The sequence below is a fragment of the Caulobacter sp. BK020 genome (assembly GCF_004342605.1).
Lineage (GTDB): Bacteria > Pseudomonadota > Alphaproteobacteria > Caulobacterales > Caulobacteraceae > Caulobacter.
On record NZ_SLZL01000003.1, the window covers coordinates 62,811 to 80,148 of the forward strand.

The following is a 17,338-nucleotide window of genomic DNA, read 5'->3' on the forward strand; positions in this document are numbered from 1 at the left end:
TGGCGGGCTTTTGACCGTCCGTTCCCGGATTGCTCCAGGCGCCGACTATTCTTCCTTGACGCGACGCTTGCGGAACGACGGGTTCAGCACCTGCTTGCGCAGGCGGATGTTCTTGGGCGTCACCTCGACCAGCTCGTCTTCCTCGATGTAGGCGATCGCCTGTTCCAGGGTCATGCGGCGCGGCGGGGTCAGGCGGATCGACTCGTCCTTGCCCGAGGCGCGGACGTTGGTCAGCTGCTTGGCCTTCATCGGGTTGACGTCGAGGTCGTCCTGGCGGGCGTTCTCGCCGATGATCATGCCCTGATAGGTCTTCTCGCCGGCCCCGACGAACATCACGCCGCGCTCTTCCAGGTTCCACAGCGCGTAGGCCGCGGTTTCACCGTCCGAGTTGCTGATCAGCACGCCCTTGCGCTGCTGGTCGATGGCGCCCTTGTAGGGCTCGTAGTGGCTGAACACGCGGTTCAGCACGCCCGAGCCGCGGGTGTCGGTCAGGAACTCGCCCTGATAGCCGATCAGCGAACGCGAGGGGGCGGTCAGCTGGATGCGGGTCTTGCCGGCGCCCGACGGGCCCATGTCCCGCAGCTCGGCCTTGCGCAGCGACAGCTTCTCGATGACGATGCCCGAGAACTCGTCGTCGACGTCGATCATGACGTCTTCCATCGGCTCCAGGCGCTTGCCCGTTTCCGGATCGGTCTGGAACACCACGCGCGGACGGCTGATCGACACCTCGAAGCCTTCGCGACGCATGTTCTCGATCAGCACGCCCAGCTGCAGTTCGCCGCGGCCGGCCACCTCGTAGGCGTCGCCCTCGGTGCTCTCGGTCACCTTGATGGCGACGTTGGATTCGGCTTCCCGCAGCAGGCGGTCGCGGATCACGCGGCTTTGCACCTTGTCGCCTTCGCGGCCGGCCAGCGGGCTGTCGTTGACCGAGACGGTCATCGAGATGGTCGGCGGATCGATCGGCTGGGCGGGCAGGGCCTCGTTGACGTCCAGGGCGCACAGGGTGTCGGCCACGGTGGCCTTGGACATGCCGGCGATGGCGACGATGTCGCCGGCCTCGGCGCCCTCGTCGATCGGCTGGCGCTTCAGGCCCCGGAAGGCCAGCACCTTGGTGATGCGGCCGCGCTCGATTTCCTTGCCGTTGCGGTCCAGGGCCTTGATGGCCATGCCGGGAACGGCCTTGCCGCTTTCGATGCGGCCGGTCAGCAGGCGGCCCAGGAACGGATCGGATTCGATCAGCACGTTCAGGATCTGGAACGGCTCGTCCTTCTTCTCGATCTGCTTGGGCTCGGGCACATGGCGGACGATCAGGTCGAACAGGGGGGCGAGGTTGTCGTTGGGCTGGTTCAGGTCCAGCGTGGCCCAGCCGGCGCGGCCGGAGGCGTAGATGTGCGGGAAGTCCAGCTGCTCGTCCGTGGCGCCGATGGCGGCGAACAGGTCGAAGGCGGCGTTGTGCACGCGGTCCGGATCGGCGTGGGCGCGGTCGACCTTGTTGATGCAGAGGATCGGGCGCAGGCCCATCTTCAGCGCCTTGGTCAGCACGAACTTGGTCTGCGGCATGACGCCTTCCTCGGCGTCGACCAGCAGGACGCAGCCGTCCACCATGCCCAGGATGCGCTCGACCTCGCCGCCGAAGTCGGCGTGGCCGGGGGTGTCGATGATGTTGATGCGGGTCTCGCCCGCCTCGCCGTTCCACAGCACGCTGGTGCACTTGGCCAGGATGGTGATCCCGCGCTCGCGCTCCTGGTCGTTGGAGTCCATGGCGCGCTCGGTGGTCGCCTCGTTGGCTCGGAACACGCCCGACTGGGCCAGCAGCTGATCGACGAGGGTGGTCTTGCCATGATCGACGTGCGCGATGATGGCGATGTTTCGCATGGACATGGAGAAGGCGAACTTTCGGGAGGAAACAGATGGGGTTTGACGCTGCGCGCGTCAGGCGCGCGGCTTTTACGCGACTGCGCGGCGTTTATCCACCCCACCCTTGAGCGACACATTGGCCAGGAAACCGGTGTCGGCTTCAAACCCCTTAAATTCATAGGGTTTGCGAAAGTTGCGCTCAGGTGTCGTTTCTTTGGCAACTAATTGTGCGCCGCAGCATTGATCCCGGAATCGGTCAAGCTTGGAGAGCAGCGTTCTCTGGCCCTTGTGTTACAAAGGGTTTCAGCTTGCGGGCTCCAAAAAAAGACAGCGTTGTCCGCTGATTTTGCTTGATCGATTTCGCAGCGCACCCTATAAGCAACCTGTGAGGCGGCGCTGCCGCCTCTGCCCTTCCTGGGCGTTTCCTCCCTAATGAACTGCCCGGCTTTCGAGCCGGGCTTTTTTTTGCCCGTGACCTGGGCGAACCCAGGGCCAATGGCCGCGTTCGGAGCTTTTCCCTCAAGAACCGGAACGTGGGCGTTTTAAAGCAGCGCGGTCCAGTCGCTCTGGACCAGGCGGGCCGCCACCGACTCGATGTCCGCCTTCAGCCGCGCCAGGCCGTCCGTCGGCTCGCGGGTCGTCTCGTTCATATAGAGCACACGGTTGATCTCGACCTGGATGGCGTGGGTCCGCCGCGACGGGCGGCCATAGTGCTCGGTGGTGTAGCCGCCGGCGTAGGGCGCGTTGCGGGCGACGCGATAGCCCAGGCCCTCCAGGGTCTTCTCCATCAGCGTGGTCAGTCCGGGGCCGCAGGCCGAGCCGAAGCGGTCGCCCAGCACGATGTCGCACGGCCCGCCGCCGCGCGCGCGGTGTCCTCGCGCCGCCGCCGCCGGCATCGAATGCCAGTCGACCAGGATCGCCAGGCCGTGGGCGTTGCGCGCCTGGGCCAGCAGGCGGTCCAGCGCGTCGTGATAGGGGCGGTGGGCGGTCTCGATGCGAACCTTGGCCTCGGCGAAGGTCAGCTTGCGAGCATAGATCGGACGCCCCTCGCCGGCCACCCGGGCGATGGCGCCGAGCCCCGCCGCGACACGCGCCGTGCGGGCCTGGACGAAGTCGGGCAGGACGTCCTCGAACATCGCCGGGTCCAGCTCCCAGGCGTCGCGGTTGAGGTCGATATAGGCCCGGGCCAGTCGGGCGCGGATCACGCAGACCCCAAGCGCGGGCGCGTCGGCGATCAGGTCGTCGACGAAGGCGTCTTCCGAGCCGCGCAGGTCCTGGGCGGCTAGCCGGGCGGCGGCCATCATGTCGGGGGGATAGAGGCGTCCGGAATGGGGCGAGGCGAACACCAGCGGCGTGGGCGGCGGTTCGCCTTCGCCGCGGGCGCGCATCACCTCGAAGGCCGGCGAGAAGCCGTGCTCCGCCGTCGTCGGCGTTTTCGAAGCGATCGGCTCCCATGCGGTCATGCGCTTATTGTCGCGGCCTCGCGGTTCCGGGTCAAACGCTGACGGTCCGCGGTATAATGTGGTGGAGGCGTGGGCCTGGCTTTAGCTGTGGACAGCGCGGGCCGGGTTCATCCCCGATTTACCGTCTTTCACTAGATTCTCACTTCCAAATCCCGCCTGTCGCCTGGAAACTGACCGCATGGCCCGCATCCTCCTCGCCGAAGACGATGATTCCCTCCGCGGGTTCCTCGCCCGCGCCCTTGAGCGCGCCGGCTTCGAGGTCACCGCCTGCGCCGACGGCGAAGAGGCGGTCCAGCACTTGGACACGCCCTGGGACCTGCTGCTGACCGACATCGTCATGCCCGGCATGGACGGCATCGAGGTGGCCCGTCAGGCCGCCGCCCGCGACCCGTCGCTGCGCATCATGTTCATCACCGGTTTCGCCGCCGTGGCCCTGTCCGCCCAGGACCGCGCGCCGGCCGGCGCCAAGGTGCTGTCCAAGCCCGTGCACCTGCGCGACCTCGTCTCCGAGGTCGAAAAGATGATGGCCGCCTAATTTTTTGGGAGGTCGCCGAAAGGCGGGTTGCGCGACGGCCAAGCCGCCGCTATACCCCCACACCTTCCCGCCCGGGACGCTTCTTGAAGCGCTTCCAGGCCGCTTTGGCGGACGCGTAGCTCAGCGGGAGAGCACTACGTTGACATCGTAGGGGTCACAGGTTCAATCCCTGTCGCGTCCACCATTCCTTCTCTCCCTTTAGGTCAACGCGCTCCGCGCCTTAGCGCCAAGGGGCTCGGGATGAGATTTTCGCAAATATCGCGTCACGAGCAACGCTAGTCGCTTGTGGTTTGGGCGCGACGGGGTTGAGGCGGCGCCGCTGAGACAGGTTCGGGCTCAAGCCCTCTTGCGTCCCTCGATCAAGCCCCAGGGACGCACCTTCTTGATCATGCTCAAAGGCTTGCGTCGACAGCACACAGGGCTCGCGCAGCATCGATGATCCGGTTCCCGGATCCTAAGTCGTTTTTCCGACGAAATGGTCGAAATGTGGCGCCTTGGCCACACCTGATTTCGCAACTGGCGCGTTTGTCGTCGTGAGGTCGCTCCCAAGCCGACCTCACGACATTCATGTAGAGGGTTGCATCATGAAATTCCGGTTGCTGGCTGGTGTCGCGACGCTTGCGCTGTGCGCCGCGTCGGGCGCCTCCGCCCAAAGCGCATTGAGCGGATGGTACGTCGCCGGCGACGTCGGGTACCATACGACCGACGGCGTCAAGGCCTCGTCGTCCACCGGCGCGTCCGACTGGACGTTCTCCACCAAGGACGACTGGGCGGCGTTTGGCCGTCTCGGCTACAAGCTGACCCCGAACTGGCGCGTCGAGGGCGAGTACGGCTACCGCTCGGGCGACATCAAGAGCGTCCGCGGTTCGGCGGCTGATCCTCAGCCGATCGGCCTGTGCACCGCCGGCGTCGAGCGCACCGCGGCCGCCCCGACCTGCGGCAAGCCGAATGGCGACCTGAAGGCCACCACCCTGATGGCCAACGTCATCTATGACTTCCTGCCCGATTCCAGCTGGCGTCCGTTCATCGGCGCCGGCGTCGGTACGGCCTGGGTCCACAACAAGGTCTACGGCCAGCTGTCGGGCGTGCCCGCCGGCGCCGCGCAGTTCCAGAACACCAGCTTCGACGACGTCGACCAGGCCCTGGCCTACCAGGGCATCCTGGGCATCGCCTGGGATTTCGCGCCGAACTGGTCGCTGGACCTGACCGGCCGCTATCTGCAGACCGACGACCTGCAATGGGGTTCGGTGACCACCAATGTCGGCGGTCCAGGCCACTTCGGCGCGGTGACCGACGTCGGCACCTACGAAGGCAAGTACAAGGACACCTCGCTGACGCTGGGCGTCCGCTACACCTTCGGCTCGCCGCCGCCTCCGCCGCCCCCGCCGCCGCCTCCGCCCCCGCCGCCCCCGCCGCCGGAACCCCCGCCTCCGCCGCCTCCGCCGCCGCCGGCCCCGGCCTACGAGGCGCGTGAGTTCGTGGTCTACTTCCCGTTCGATCAGTACGTGCTGACGCCGGAAGCCCAGGCCGTGGTCTCGCAAGCGGCCGACTACGCCAAGGGCGGCAACGCGACGAAGATCACCGTGGTCGGCCACACCGACACCTCGGGCTCTCCGAAGTACAACGCCAAGCTCTCCGAGCGCCGCGCCAAGGCCGTTGCCGACGCTCTGGTCGGCGCCGGTGTCGCCGCCACCACCCTGGCGGTGGACTGGAAGGGCGAAAGCGAACCGGCCGTCGCCACCGGCGATGGCGTGAAGGAACCGCTGAACCGCCGTTCCACGATCTCGATCAACTTCTAACGATCGCGATCACGACGAAGATGGAGGGCCCGGCGGCGACGCCGGGCCCTTTGTCCATTCGGGCCCACGATTTCGCGGCTGATGCGTCCCCAAAAAGAAAGACGCCCCCGACGGTATCGGGAGCGCCATCGTCCGGAAGCCCGAGAGGGCGTCGGGCCCCGGTCAGGCCGACATTCTGGGGCGTCGGCTCTCGTGGCGAACGGCGCCGACCAGGCGCCTTGGCCTTCTCCCGTGGACCCGATCATACCGCTCCAGGTTTAGGCGCGCGACGAAAATCGCGCGGGTTCCAGCAGGTCCGAAAGGGCCTGCGGCAAGGGTGAAGGGACACCGAGAATCCGCGCCGCCAGATGCTCGGCCAGAAGCGGCGCCAGACAGAAACCGCGCCCGCCCAGGCCGCCCAGGACGAACAGGCCGTGGGGCGAGTCCGGGACCGCGCCGGCCAGTGGCAGGTGGTCAGCCGTGGTCGCGCGCACAGCGGCGCGGCCTCGCAGCGGCGCGTCGGACAAGCGGGCGGCCAGGCTGGGGAGGCCCTTGGCCAGGGCCTGCAGGTTGCGGCGGTCGTCGGCCTCGCGAGCGTCGGTCCTGAGGTCGCCGCGATCGTGGGTGGCTCCAAACAGCACCCCATCGCGCGTGGGGACCGCATAGGCCCCGAAGGCGGCGGCGGCGGGAGCGGGTGTCGGGCGATCGGTCCAGGTCGCTTGGCCGCGCACGGGGCGGATCGGGGCGGCGGGCCACAGCCGGGCCTGGCCGGCGCCTCCAGCCAGCACCACGACGTCGGCCTCGGCCAGCACGCGGTCGTCCGGACCAAACAGCCGCCAGACCTCGTCCTCGCGCGCCAGCCGGGCGACCTGCGCCAGGATGGCCGGACCGCGCCAAGCCTCGATCACGGAGGCGGGCTCCACCACCAGGGCGTCGACCATGTCCAGGGCGCTGGCGCCGACGGGTTCGAGCAGCCGCGCGGCGGCCGCGTCCGCGTCGCGCAGGACCATGGCGTCCGGCTCGAACAGGTCCTGGACGGCGACTGCGGCGTGGCGCTCGCCATCGCGGGGGGCGATCGCCAGCTTCAGCACCCCCCGCGCGATCACCGCCTCGGGCGCCTGAGCGTAGAGGGCGACGGCGCGGGCGAAGGCCTGGGCGGGCAGGGTGGCGCGCAGACCGCCGCCGGCGTCCAGCGCTGGGGTTACCAGGGCGGCGGGATTGCCGGAGGCTGGCGCCTCGCCGTCGTCGAACACGGTGATCTCCAGACCCTCGGCCCGGGCGGCGCGGGCCATGGCGGCGCCGGCGATCCCGCCGCCGATCACCGCCAGGCGGCGCGGACGCGGCGCGGCGGCAGGCCGGCCGGGCATCACCGCCTCCAGCCGCTCCTTCTTCCGACCGAAGCCGGGGCGCTTGTCGACCCGGAAGCCGGCGGCGGCCAGGCCGCGCCGAACGGCGCCGGCGACGGTGAAGGTGGCGGCGCGCGCGCCCGGGGCGCTTCGAGCGGCCACGGCGGACAGGATCTCTTCGCGCCACATCGCCGGGTTCAGGGCCGGCGAGAAGCCGTCCAGGAACCAGGCGTCGGCCGCGCCGTCCCAGGCGGCCAGGGCGTCCTCGACGTCCATCACCGCAAGGTCGAAGGTGGCGTCGAAGCCGGGCAGGTCGATGCGGTGAAAGCCGCGCGCCCTACCGGGCCAATGGTCGAGCAGGACCTGGGCCGCCTGGCCCAGTTCGGGCCAGACGGCCAGGGCTCGAGCCGCCTCGTCGCGGGTGATCGGGTGGGCCTCGATCGAGAAGACGTGCAGGCGCTGGCCCCCCTTTTCCGAAGAGGCGGTCTTCTCGCGCCGCCACAGGTCCAGCAGGGCGGCGATGTTCAGGCCGGTGCCAAAGCCCAGCTCGCCGACCACGAAGCGGTCGCGGCCCCGCCAGGCGGCGGGAAGATCGCAGCCGGCCAGGAACACCGCCCGGGTCTCGGCCAGGCCGTCGGCGCTGGAGAAATAGACGTCGCCGTATAGCGCCGACTGCGGCAGGCCGTCGTCGCGCCAGACGAGAGGCGAGGCGGGGGGCGAGGCGGGAGAAGGGGCGGCGGGATCGCTCATCCGCCGCTTATAGGGCCGCGAGCGTCCATAGAAGAAGGGCCGCCCTCGCGGACGGCCCTTCCGATCGCTGCGAGGCGAACCGGCTCTTAGTGGGCGGCCGGCTCGGGTTTCTTTTCGGGCGCGGCGGCGGCCGGGGCGGGGGCCGTGCCGGGCGCTTCGGCGGCGGTCGTCGCGTCCTGAGCGGCCGGAGCCGCGGCGGCGTCGGCGGCGGCCTTGTTGGCGTCGGCGGCGGCGGTGGCGGCGTTCGAAGCCGCGTCCGTGGCCGTGCTGGCCGAGGCGGCGGCGTCCTGAGCGGCCTTCGAGGAGGCGTCGGCCGACTCTTCGGCCTTCTTGCCGCAGGCGGCCAGCGACAGGGCCGAGACGGCCATGCCGGCGATCAGGATCGAGCGGAGAATCTTGGTGGTCATAGGGACTTCCCTTGCGACTGCTTTTTGGGCGATCGCGGTCCAGGCGACCGCGTCACAGCGTCACAGAACATCAGTTCTGTAGCAGGGGCAAGACAATTGTTCACGGATCCGTGATCGGTTCGTGATCAGGCCCTTTAGGCCTCGTTGGGGATCGCCTGCAGGGCTTCTTCCAGTTCCAGGAAGCTGGGCTGGGCCTCGCTGGGCACGTTGCCCCGGCCGATCTCGACGCTGATCTGAGCGGCGTTGCCGTGCAGGTGGGCGACCAGAACCGACTGGATGATCTTGTAGAACGCGCCTTCCTCGTCGACCACGGCGGTCAGGCGGGTGGCGAACGGCGCGACCAGACCATAGGCCAGGAACACGCCCAGGAAGGTGCCGACCAGGGCGCCGCCGATCATCGCGCCCAGCACGGCCGGCGGCTCGGTGATCGAACCCATGGTCTTGATGACGCCCAGCACGGCGGCGACGATGCCCAGGGCGGGCAGGGCGTCGGCCAGGCTCTGCAGGGCGTGGGCCGGGGCCAGGCCCTCGTGATGGTGCTTTTCCAGCTGCTTCTCCATCGCGTCCTCGACCTGGTGGGGATCTTCCAGGTTCATGGTCATCATCCGCAGGGTGTCGCAGATGAAGTCGACGGCGAAGTGGTCCTTGGTGATCTTCGGGTAGCGCTGGAAGATCGAGCTGTCGTTGGGCTTTTCGATATGGCTTTCCAGGGCGATGACGCCCTTGGACTTCATGGTCTTGGTCAGCAGGAACAGCAGGCTCAGCAGGTCGCGATAGTCGCTGGTCTTCCACTTGGGGCCGGCGAAGATCTTGCCGAAGCCGCCGGCCGTGGCCTTGATCACGGTCATCGAGTTCGAGATCAGGAACGAGGCGATGCCCGCGCCCAGGATGCACATCAGCTCGTGCGGGGCGGCCTCGATGATCACGTCCATCTTGCCGCCGGACATGATGAAGCTGCCGAACACGAGGCCGAACAGCAGGACGATGCCGATGATCTGGAACATGACGTGGAAGGCCCCGGGTAACTTGCGCCGCGATCATCGCCGTTAATGCTTAATCCAAGGTGAGCGGGGCTTTGCGGCGCTGTTGCGCCTTTCGCCGCACCCGCCTAACAGGTGTTTGACGCCACAGACCGGACCAACCGGCGACGCGCGTCGGAGGGGAAGCATGAGCGCCGCCAGCCCGGACACGGATCTTTTTGGGCGACTCGACGACAAGGCCAAGGGCCGGGCCTTCGCCATCCTGTTCGCCGTCCTGCTGTCCAGCGCCGCGGGCAACACCGCCCTGCAGACGGTGCTGCCGGCCATCGGCCGCCAGGTGGGCGTTCCCGACGTGCTGATCAGTTCGATCTTCTCGCTGTCGGCGCTGCTGTGGGGCGTAATGTCGCCCGTCTGGGCGCGGATGTCCGACAAGCGCGGCCGCAAGCCGATGGTCATCCTGGGCATGGCCGGTTTTGCGGTGTCGATGCTGGGCTTCGGCTTCTTCATCCTGATGGGGCTGAAGGGCCTGATGGCGCCGCTGGCGGTATTCGCCGGGGCCGCCCTGTCGCGGGGGATTTTCGGCCTGGTCGGCAGCGCCTCGAACCCGGCGGCGCAGGCCTATGTCGCCGACCGCACCGCGCCGGCCGACCGCACCAACGCTCTGGCCACCATGGCCTCGGCCAGCGGCCTGGGCACGATCCTGGGGCCCGCCGTCGCGCCGTTCCTGGTCTTTCCGCTGCTGACCCTGTCGGGGCCGATGTTCTCGTTCGCGCTGATCGCCGGGGTGGTGCTGGTCCTGGTGCTGCGTGGCCTGCCCGAACGGCCCGAGGAGATCCCCGACCGGGCAGGCGGCGCCCTGGGCTCGAAGGGGACGGCGGCGCCCCGGGCCCGGGTGCGCTGGAATGACCGGCGGATCCTGCCCTTCGTCCTCTACGGCTTCCTGCTGGCCAGCGCCCAGACCGTGAACCAGCAGACCCTGGGCTTCATGGTCATCGACAAGCTGAACATCACCCCGGCCAAGGCGGCCGCCTTCGCGGGCGTCGCGATGATGGCCGGAGCCGTGGCCAGCCTGCTGGCCCAGTGGGGCCTGATCCGGATGCTGCGGCTGGCGCCGCGCCAGCTGCTGTGGCTGGGCGCGGGCTGCGCGGCCCTGGGCAACCTGATCGTCGCCTTCTCGCCGGACTACCACACCCTGGTGGTCGGCTTCGCCCTGTGCAGCCTGGGTTACGGCTTCGCCCGGCCCGGCTTCACGGCCGGCGCCTCGCTGTCGGTGGGGCATGAGGAGCAGGGGGCGGTGGCCGGAGCGATCAGCGCCATCAACGGCGCCTCGGTGATCATCGCCCCGGTGCTGGGCGTGGCGCTCTACAAGTGGGCCCACCCTTCGCCCTACCTGATGAACGTCGCCCTGCTGGCCGGCCTGGTGGCCTACGCCCTGATCGATCCGGTCATGCGCCGGGTCGGCGACGCCTCGGCCCCCCGCGAGGCCCGCGACGAGGCCCAGGTGGTGGACGCCAGCTCGATCGACGCCACGGGACCGCACTGAGGGTCCGGCCTGTTCCAGGCGTGAAACAGTCGTGCAACGAACCGCGCGCAGCCTCCTGAAGGTGTCGCTTCAGGGAGATCGACCGTGGGTTCCAAGCTATTCGTCCTGGCCTGCGCGGCGGGCCTGGCCATCGCCGCCGGCGCATCGGCCCAGCCGCATCTGCCGGTTTCCGGCTATCAGAGGCTGCACGTGGACAAGGCCGTGGTCGGCACGACGCCGGTCCGGGTCTGGGCCAACGCGGCCATCGACCCCGACTGTTCGGTCCAGACGCCGGGCGCCACCCTGACCATCCTGGAGCCGCCGGCTCATGGCGCGGCGGTGATCAAGGACGAGCCCTATTTCGCGGCCTTTCCGCCGGGCAATCCGCGCTCGGCCTGCAACCACCGCAAGGTGCCGGGTCATCAGGCCTTCTACACCGCCGCCGCGGGCTATACCGGCCACGACCGGATGGTGCTGCAGGGCTCAAGCCCCGACGGCGCGGTGCGCCGGATCGCGGTGGACATCACCGTCCACTAGAGCAAACCGCGCGGTTCGCTTTCGCATCGCTTGGCGGAAAACCAGCGTCCACCTTTCCGCGCGACGCTCTAGCTGATCCCCGCCTGGGCCTTCAGCCGCGCCACCATGTCGGACGACAGATAGCCGTCGGCGGGCAGCTTGCGGTCGGCCTGCCAGGCGCGCAGGGCCTTGCGGGTGCCCGCGCCGATCACGCCGTCGGCCGGGCCGGGGTCGAAGCCCAGCCGGCCCAGCGCGATCTGGGCGGCCATGCGGTCGGCCAGGTTCAGCGGCGTCTCGGCCGGCCAGGCGGCGACCAGCGGCCCGCCGCCCGCGAACCGGTCGGCCAGCAGGCCGATGCCCAGGGCGTAGGACGTGGAGTTGTTGTAGGTGCGGATCGCGAAGTGGTTGGGCAGGACCAGGAAGGCCGGGCCCGACCAGCCGGCGGGCAGGATCAGGCCGGCGGGCGAGGCGGCGTCGGCCGCGGTCCAGGGCAGGCCGTCGGCCCGCTTGACGCCCTTGGCCTCCCACCACGACGGAACCTCGCGCGGCCCCTCGGCCAGGCTGTAGTCGAAGCCGGTCGGCAGGATCACCTCCTTGGCCCAGCCGACGCCAGGCTTCCAGCCACCCTTCTTCAGCAGGTTGGCGGCCGAGGCCAGGCTGTCGCTGTCGCTGCCCCAGATGTCGCGGCGGCCGTCGCCGTCGAAGTCGACGGCGGTCGACAGGTAGTTGGACGGCAGGAACTGGGTCTGGCCCATGGCCCCGGCCCACGAGCCTTTCAGCTGGGCGCGGGTGTCCTCGCCCGAGGCGATGATCTTCAGGGCGGCGATCAGCTCGCCCTCGGCCCAGTTCCGCCGCCGGCCGTCGGCGGCCAGGCTGGCCATCGAGCGCACGACGTCGAAATTGCCCTGGATCTTGCCGAACGCCGATTCCATGGCCCAGACGGCCAGCAGGATGTCGCGCGGCACGCCGTAGCGCTGCTCGATGGCCGGCAGGAAGGTCAGGCTGTCGCGCTTGTCGCGGCCCACGGCCACCCGGTCGTCGCTGATCACGCCCTTGATGTAGTCACCGACGGGCTTGGAGAACTCCGGCTGGCGGCCGTCCAGCGAGATCACCTTGGGATCGGGCGTCACGCCGTCCAGTTCGCGGTCCAGCAGTTGCTGGGTCAGGCCCGCGGCCAGGGCCTTCTGCTTGAAGGCCGCCAGCCAGGCGTCGAAGCCGACGGCCTGGCCCGAGGCGGCCGGGTCGGCGCTGGGCGCGGCGGGGGCGGGCGGCGGCACGCGCGGCGGGGGCGGGGAGGCGACCGACGGGGCCAGCGGCGCATTGGTCGAGGTGTCGGCGCAACCGGCCAGCAGCAGAACGAGGAAAACGCGTCTATCCATCAGGGCAGGCTACCGGGGTTCGCGACGGGGCTGCAATCACAAGGGCGACAGAGCGGTTAAGGTTCCGCCCGGTCGAGCTGAGGCTGTGGAGCCTTTGCCGCTGAATCCGGCGTGGTGGCGCGCTTTGGGGCCAAGCCGCGCATTGACTCCGGCGACCGTCCTGCTTATACGCACGCCCTCCGAAACATCCCGGATGTTCCTTTCGCCCTCACGGCGGCCGCGAACCTCTCCGCTGAGTATAGAGACGGTCATGAAGGTTCGTAGCTCGCTGAAGTCGCTGAAGTCGCGTCACCGCGACTGCAAGATGGTCCGCCGCAAGGGCGTCATCTACATCATCAACAAGACCGACCCGCGCTTCAAAGCCAAGCAAGGCTGATGACGCCCGTCCGGCCTCCCAGGGCGCTGCTCTGGGATGTCGGCAACGTCATCGTGCGCTGGAACCCGCGCACGCTCTACGCGAAGATCTTCAAGGAACCGGCCGATCTCGACCGGTTCCTTTCGCATGTCGGGACCCTGGACTGGCACGCGGCCACCGATCGCGGCGTCAGCTTCGCCGACAACATCGCCGCCCGCAGCGCCCAATATCCCCATCACGCCGAGCATCTGGCCGCCTGGTGGAGCCGCTGGGACGAGATGTTCTCGGGCCCGATTCCCGAGACCGAATCCGTCATCGAGGACCTGGCCGGGCGTGGCGTCCCGCAGTTCGGTCTGACCAACATGTCCCACGAGACCTGGGACGGCGTGCGGGCGATGAGCCCGGCCTTCCGCCACTTCCGCGACACGGTCGTGTCGGGCCATGAGCGGGTGATCAAGCCCGAGGCGCGGATCTACGAGATCGCATTGCAGCGTACCGGGCTGGAGCCCGCGGACCTGCTGTTCGTCGACGACAGCCTGGCGAATATCGAGGCGGCCGACGTTCTGGGCTTTCACGTTCATCACTTCACCGATCCGTCGGCCCTGCGGCGGGTGATCCAGCGCCACGGCTTGCTCTAGGCGCTCCGACGCTTAAGTAGCCCTTGAGGCGGAGGGCTGGCTCCGCATGAGTCCTTTCGGGAGCCTCTCCATGCACATCGGTTTCATCGGCCTGGGGGCCATGGGCAAGGCCATGGTCGAAAACCTGCTGGAGAAGGGCCATGCCGTGACGGTGTGGAACCGCTCGCCGGGCCCCGCCGCCGAACTGGCCGCCCGGGGCGCGATCGCCGCCGACAGCGTCGAGGGCGCGCTGCAGGCGGATCTCGTCCTGTCGATCCTGGCCCACGACCAGGCGATCCGCGACGTCCTGTTGGACGCCTTGCCGCGCGCCCGGCCGGGCCTGGTCCACGTCAACCTCGCCACCATTTCCACGGCCTTCGCGCGCGAGCTGGCCGAGCGGCACGCCGGGCTGGGCCTGGGCTATGTGGCCGCGCCGGTGTTCGGCCGTCCGCCGGTGGCGAGGGCCGGCGGCCTGAACGTGCTGGCGGCCGGGGCGCCCGAGGCGGTGACCGCCGCGACGCCGGTGCTGGAGGATCTGGCCGCCAAGGTCTGGCCGATGGGGCAGGACCCGGTGCGCGCCAACGCCGTCAAGATCGCCGGCAACCTGATGATCGTCTCGGCCGTCGAGGCCATGGGCGAGGCTGCGGCCCTGGGCGCGGCCCACGGCGTGCCGGCTGCCGACCTGCTGGACGTGCTGACCAGCACGATCTTCGCCGCTCCGGTGTACAAGATCTACGGCGCCATGATCGCCGAGGGCCGCTACCATCCGCCGGGCTTCGCCGCCGACCTGGCGCTGAAGGACGTGCGCCTGGCCCAGGCCGCCGGTGACGAGAAGGGCCTGGCCCTGCCGCTGGCCGACCTGGTCGAGAGCGGCCTGGAGACGCTGCTGGTGGGCGAGGGCGAAACGCCCGACCTGGCCGCCCTGGCCGAAGTCTCGCGCGGACGCGTGGAAGGGCGCTGAAGTAAAGAAAAAAGAGCGGGGAATCGGCCTTCCACTGGCGGCCAGTTGCCATTAGGTTCCGCGCCTTCCGTTTCCCGCCTTTTCGCGAGACCTCCACCATGGCCGACGACGCCGCCCCGCACGCCGATGTGCTCAACTCCACCGCCCAGGGCCAGCTGAAGAGCATCATCGACCGGGTCGAGCGCCTGGAAGTCGAGAAGACCGAGATCGCCGAGCAGATCAAGGAGGTCTACGCCGAGGCCAAGGGCAACGGCTTCGACGTCAAGATTCTGCGCAAGGTGGTTCGCCTGCGCAAGACCGACCGCGCAAAGCGCCAGGAAGAGGACGCGATCCTGGACCTGTACCTGTCGGCCATCGGCGAGATCTAGCCCGGCCCCTGATTGGGGACAGGCGCATGCGCCTGTCCCCCGCCGCAACCACGATTTTTCCGCGTGCGTCTCGCCGCCGACGCTCGCTAGTCTGTCCGCATGCGCGCCAAGAAGCCGCCCGATCCCCGCGCCCAGGCCCGCAAGGCGGCTCTCAACGCGCTCAGGCGCGCCCGGCGCACGGCCGACAAGGCCGGGATCGAGCTTTCCGAATGGGAGGGCGAGTTCCTGGGCTCGGTCGCCCAGCGCATCGAGACCTATGGCCGCGCGTTCGGCGATCCCGAAAAGGGCGCCGCCGGCCAGGCCATGTCGGTCAACCAGACGATCAAGCTCAAGGAAATCGCCGCCAAGGCGAAGGGCGAGCGCAAGCCGATGTCCCGCGGCAAGGGGTTTGGGCGGCGCGGACGGGCGGTGGAAGAGAAGGACTGAAGCCTACGACGCTTCCTTCAGGTCCACGTCGATGCCCTGCTCGCGGACCTTGCGGTAGAGGGTCGAGCGGCCGATGCCCAGGCGCCGGGCCACTTCCGACATGTGGCCGGCATAGACTTCGATGGCGTGCTGGATCAGGTCGCGTTCGATCTCTTCCAGGGTCCGCAGGTGGCCGCGGTCGTCGAGGATGCGCACGGGCGCGTCCTGGGCCGGAGCGCGGGCCATGGCGGCGTGGGCGGCCTGCAGCACGGCCGGCAGGTCGGGCTGGGCGGCGGCGACCGGCGTGACGGTCTCCGGCGGCGGCGCGACGATCCCCGAGATGGCCGGGAAGTCGTAGGGCTGCAGATAGGGCGCGTCGGCCAGGATGATGGCGCGATAGACCGCGTTCTCCAGTTGGCGGACGTTGCCGGGCCAGTCGAAGGCGCCGAGCAGCTTCAGGGTCTCCGGCGCGGCGCCGACCACCCGCTTGCCCTCTTCGACGTTGAAGCGGCGGATGAAGGCCTCGACCAGGGCGGGGATGTCCTCGCGGCGCTCGCGCAGAGACGGGGCCTCGATCGGGAAGACGTTCAGGCGGTAGTAGAGGTCCTCGCGGAACCGGCCCTGCGACACGGCGTGGGCGACGTCGCGATTGGTGGCCGACACGATGCGCACGTCCACCTTCTGCGAGCGCTTGGAGCCGATCGGGTCGATCTCGCCCTCCTGCAGGGCGCGCAGCAGCTTGACCTGCATGTCCAGCGGCAGTTCGCCGACCTCGTCGAGGAACAGGGTGCCGCCGTCGGCCTCCTTGAACTTGCCCAGGTGCTTGTCGGTGGCGCCGGTGAAGCTGCCCTTCTCGTGGCCGAACAGGATCGACTCGACCAGGTTCTCCGGGATGGCCCCGCAGTTGACGGCCACGAACGGCTTGCCGGCTCGGTCGGACCCGCCGTGCACGGCGCGGGCGATCAGCTCCTTGCCGACCCCGCTCTCGCCCGTGATCAGGATCGGGATCGACGACTTGGCGGCCCGCTCGCCCATGCGCTTGACCAGGGTCATGGCAGGCGAGTTTCCAATCAGGTCGGCGAAAGTGGTGCGGTTGCTGGCCCGCTTGGTCAGGCGCTCGACCTCGCCCTTCAGGTCGCCCATCGACAGGGCGTTGCGGATCGAGACGGTGATCCGCTCGGGGGAAGCCGGCTTGATGAAGAAGTCGGTGGCGCCGGCCTGCATGGCCTTGACCACGGTGTCGACGCCGCCGCTGGCGGTGAGCACGATCACCGGCTGGGAATAGCCGCGCGCGCGCATCTCCTTCAGGGTGTCCTGGCCCGACAGGCCAGGCATCACCAGGTCCAGCAGCACGACGTCCACGGGGGCGCCGCTGGCCAGGTGGGCCATGGCCGCGTCACCGTTCTCGGCGTGCGACACCGAAAAGCCCTCGCGCTCGAGCACGGCCTGGATCAGCCGACGCTGAGTCGGATCGTCATCGACGACGAGAACCGTCTTGGACATTTGCAGACACCCACGTGAACCGGCCGCGTCCGACATGGGACAGGGCTCTTGTTGGTTCAGAGTGATACAGGCGGCGGGTAAAGACCGGGTTTCGGAGACGTGAGTCAGGGGTTAACGGTCGCCCTTAACGGGGTGTGACCATCCGCCGTCTCAGCCCACGACCTTGCCCGGCGGCACGCGGCGGACCGCGCCGCCGTTCTGGCTGACCAGATGCGCGTCGATCCGGGTTTCGCCCTCGCGGCCGACATGGCAGACGCCGACGAAGTGGCTCCGGCGCTGGGTCTTCTTCTCGACCGTGACCGCTTCGAACTTGACGTCCATGACGCCCGCCGGATCGCCGTCGGCATCCATGTGCGTGATGTCGATCCCGTCCAGCGGTCCGATGTTAAACTTCTCCTTCAGCCGCTCGGTGCAGCTGTGGAACACCACGGCGCTGCGGAACGTCTGGGCCAGCCAACCCATCGGCTGGGGCTTGTCGGCCGCCATAGCGCAGGGCGCGGCGAGAAGACTCAGGGCCAGCGCGACGGAAGCGGAAATCCTGATCATCGATTTTGCCCCTCGTCCCGTCCCTCATCAGCGGCGTCCACCGACCGCCG

17 protein-coding genes and 1 tRNA gene are annotated in these 17,338 nt (G+C 69.1%); 10 read left to right on the top strand and 8 right to left on the bottom strand.

Annotated elements, in window-relative coordinates:
* Positions 1-45: 45 nt before the first annotated feature.
* Both typA and EV278_RS04345 read right to left on the bottom strand, forming a co-directional pair.
* Complete coding sequence (gene typA, locus EV278_RS04340) at positions 46-1,881, bottom strand: translational GTPase TypA (RefSeq protein ID WP_132087073.1); 1,836 nt, start codon at positions 1,879-1,881, stop codon at positions 46-48.
* A 518-nt stretch (positions 1,882-2,399) separates the two neighbouring features.
* Positions 2,400-3,320 carry an N-formylglutamate amidohydrolase gene (locus tag EV278_RS04345; RefSeq protein ID WP_132087076.1) on the bottom strand — a complete coding sequence of 307 codons (921 nt, stop codon included), beginning with the start codon at positions 3,318-3,320 and terminating at the stop codon, positions 2,400-2,402.
* 178 nt (positions 3,321-3,498) lie between these two features.
* Here EV278_RS04345 and cpdR point away from each other — a divergent pair, with 178 nt between their 5' ends.
* The 3 genes from cpdR to EV278_RS24580 all read left to right on the top strand — a co-directional run bounded on the left by cpdR (position 3,499) and on the right by EV278_RS24580 (position 5,654).
* Entirely contained in the window at positions 3,499-3,855 is a 357-nt protein-coding gene (cpdR, locus tag EV278_RS04350) for a cell cycle two-component system response regulator CpdR (RefSeq protein WP_012284930.1), read from the top strand.
* A 109-nt stretch (positions 3,856-3,964) separates the two neighbouring features.
* Positions 3,965-4,039, top strand: a tRNA-Val gene (locus EV278_RS04355).
* 400 nt (positions 4,040-4,439) lie between these two features.
* Positions 4,440-5,654 carry an OmpA family protein gene (locus EV278_RS24580; protein WP_132087079.1) on the top strand — a complete coding sequence of 405 codons (1,215 nt, stop codon included), beginning with the start codon at positions 4,440-4,442 and terminating at the stop codon, positions 5,652-5,654.
* A gap of 257 nt (positions 5,655-5,911) precedes the next feature.
* On the opposite strand, the gene mnmC is transcribed toward EV278_RS24580, so the two are convergent.
* The 3 genes from mnmC to motA form a co-directional block, all read right to left on the bottom strand.
* Positions 5,912-7,729 (bottom strand): FAD-dependent 5-carboxymethylaminomethyl-2-thiouridine(34) oxidoreductase MnmC, encoded by a 1,818-nt coding sequence (mnmC, locus tag EV278_RS04365; protein ID WP_132087083.1) that lies wholly within the window; start codon positions 7,727-7,729, stop codon positions 5,912-5,914.
* Between the two features lie 86 nt (positions 7,730-7,815).
* A complete protein-coding gene (locus tag EV278_RS23905) occupies positions 7,816-8,136 on the bottom strand; it encodes a hypothetical protein (RefSeq protein ID WP_165916522.1) in 321 nt (106 codons plus the stop codon).
* Positions 8,137-8,270: 134 nt separating this feature from the next.
* A complete protein-coding gene (motA, locus tag EV278_RS04375) occupies positions 8,271-9,140 on the bottom strand; it encodes a flagellar motor stator protein MotA (RefSeq protein ID WP_132087086.1) in 870 nt (289 codons plus the stop codon).
* A gap of 163 nt (positions 9,141-9,303) precedes the next feature.
* Here motA and EV278_RS04380 point away from each other — a divergent pair, with 163 nt between their 5' ends.
* Entirely contained in the window at positions 9,304-10,659 is a 1,356-nt protein-coding gene (locus tag EV278_RS04380; RefSeq protein ID WP_132087089.1) for an MFS transporter, read from the top strand.
* Between the two features lie 84 nt (positions 10,660-10,743).
* Positions 10,744-11,175 (top strand): hypothetical protein, encoded by a 432-nt coding sequence (locus tag EV278_RS04385; RefSeq protein ID WP_132087092.1) that lies wholly within the window; start codon positions 10,744-10,746, stop codon positions 11,173-11,175.
* Between the two features lie 68 nt (positions 11,176-11,243).
* On the opposite strand, the gene EV278_RS04390 is transcribed toward EV278_RS04385, so the two are convergent.
* Complete coding sequence (locus EV278_RS04390) at positions 11,244-12,533, bottom strand: lytic murein transglycosylase (RefSeq protein ID WP_132087095.1); 1,290 nt, start codon at positions 12,531-12,533, stop codon at positions 11,244-11,246.
* 250 nt (positions 12,534-12,783) lie between these two features.
* On the opposite strand from EV278_RS04390, the gene ykgO reads away from it, so the two are divergent.
* From ykgO to EV278_RS04415, 5 genes are all read left to right on the top strand, one after another.
* Positions 12,784-12,909: a type B 50S ribosomal protein L36 gene (gene ykgO / locus EV278_RS04395; protein ID WP_018061125.1), complete on the top strand. Its 126-nt coding sequence runs from the start codon at positions 12,784-12,786 to the stop codon at positions 12,907-12,909.
* Positions 12,909-13,526: an HAD family phosphatase gene (locus EV278_RS04400; RefSeq protein ID WP_132087098.1), complete on the top strand. Its 618-nt coding sequence runs from the start codon at positions 12,909-12,911 to the stop codon at positions 13,524-13,526. The genes ykgO and EV278_RS04400 overlap by 1 nt, the downstream gene beginning before the upstream one ends.
* Positions 13,527-13,596: 70 nt before the next feature.
* Positions 13,597-14,466 carry an NAD(P)-dependent oxidoreductase gene (locus EV278_RS04405; protein ID WP_132087101.1) on the top strand — a complete coding sequence of 290 codons (870 nt, stop codon included), beginning with the start codon at positions 13,597-13,599 and terminating at the stop codon, positions 14,464-14,466.
* Positions 14,467-14,564: 98 nt separating this feature from the next.
* Positions 14,565-14,834, top strand: coding sequence for a DUF2312 domain-containing protein (locus EV278_RS04410; RefSeq protein ID WP_018112952.1), 270 nt, complete (start codon positions 14,565-14,567; stop codon positions 14,832-14,834).
* A 99-nt stretch (positions 14,835-14,933) separates the two neighbouring features.
* Positions 14,934-15,260, top strand: a complete 327-nt coding sequence (locus tag EV278_RS04415) for a hypothetical protein (protein ID WP_132087104.1) — start codon at positions 14,934-14,936, stop codon at positions 15,258-15,260.
* A 3-nt stretch (positions 15,261-15,263) separates the two neighbouring features.
* Here the strand turns inward: EV278_RS04415 and EV278_RS04420 are convergent, their stop codons facing one another.
* A complete protein-coding gene (locus EV278_RS04420) occupies positions 15,264-16,742 on the bottom strand; it encodes a sigma-54 dependent transcriptional regulator (RefSeq protein WP_132087107.1) in 1,479 nt (492 codons plus the stop codon).
* Between the two features lie 150 nt (positions 16,743-16,892).
* Positions 16,893-17,288, bottom strand: a complete 396-nt coding sequence (locus EV278_RS04425) for a hypothetical protein (protein WP_132087110.1) — start codon at positions 17,286-17,288, stop codon at positions 16,893-16,895.
* Positions 17,289-17,338 lie beyond the last annotated feature (50 nt).

Coding starts and splice junctions, on each gene's coding strand:
- EV278_RS04400 (WP_132087098.1), top strand. CDS start 12,909: ATGACGCCCGTCCGGCCTCCCAGGGCGCTGCTCTGGGATGTCGGCAAC.
- EV278_RS04425 (WP_132087110.1), bottom strand. CDS start 17,288: ATGATCAGGATTTCCGCTTCCGTCGCGCTGGCCCTGAGTCTTCTCGCC.
- EV278_RS04405 (WP_132087101.1), top strand. CDS start 13,597: ATGCACATCGGTTTCATCGGCCTGGGGGCCATGGGCAAGGCCATGGTC.
- EV278_RS04390 (WP_132087095.1), bottom strand. CDS start 12,533: ATGGATAGACGCGTTTTCCTCGTTCTGCTGCTGGCCGGTTGCGCCGAC.
- motA (WP_132087086.1), bottom strand. CDS start 9,140: ATGTTCCAGATCATCGGCATCGTCCTGCTGTTCGGCCTCGTGTTCGGC.
- EV278_RS04410 (WP_018112952.1), top strand. CDS start 14,565: ATGGCCGACGACGCCGCCCCGCACGCCGATGTGCTCAACTCCACCGCC.
- mnmC (WP_132087083.1), bottom strand. CDS start 7,729: ATGAGCGATCCCGCCGCCCCTTCTCCCGCCTCGCCCCCCGCCTCGCCT.
- cpdR (WP_012284930.1), top strand. CDS start 3,499: ATGGCCCGCATCCTCCTCGCCGAAGACGATGATTCCCTCCGCGGGTTC.
- EV278_RS23905 (WP_165916522.1), bottom strand. CDS start 8,136: ATGACCACCAAGATTCTCCGCTCGATCCTGATCGCCGGCATGGCCGTC.
- EV278_RS24580 (WP_132087079.1), top strand. CDS start 4,440: ATGAAATTCCGGTTGCTGGCTGGTGTCGCGACGCTTGCGCTGTGCGCC.
- EV278_RS04345 (WP_132087076.1), bottom strand. CDS start 3,320: ATGACCGCATGGGAGCCGATCGCTTCGAAAACGCCGACGACGGCGGAG.
- EV278_RS04380 (WP_132087089.1), top strand. CDS start 9,304: ATGAGCGCCGCCAGCCCGGACACGGATCTTTTTGGGCGACTCGACGAC.
- ykgO (WP_018061125.1), top strand. CDS start 12,784: ATGAAGGTTCGTAGCTCGCTGAAGTCGCTGAAGTCGCGTCACCGCGAC.
- EV278_RS04420 (WP_132087107.1), bottom strand. CDS start 16,742: ATGTCCAAGACGGTTCTCGTCGTCGATGACGATCCGACTCAGCGTCGG.
- typA (WP_132087073.1), bottom strand. CDS start 1,881: ATGTCCATGCGAAACATCGCCATCATCGCGCACGTCGATCATGGCAAG.
- EV278_RS04415 (WP_132087104.1), top strand. CDS start 14,934: ATGCGCGCCAAGAAGCCGCCCGATCCCCGCGCCCAGGCCCGCAAGGCG.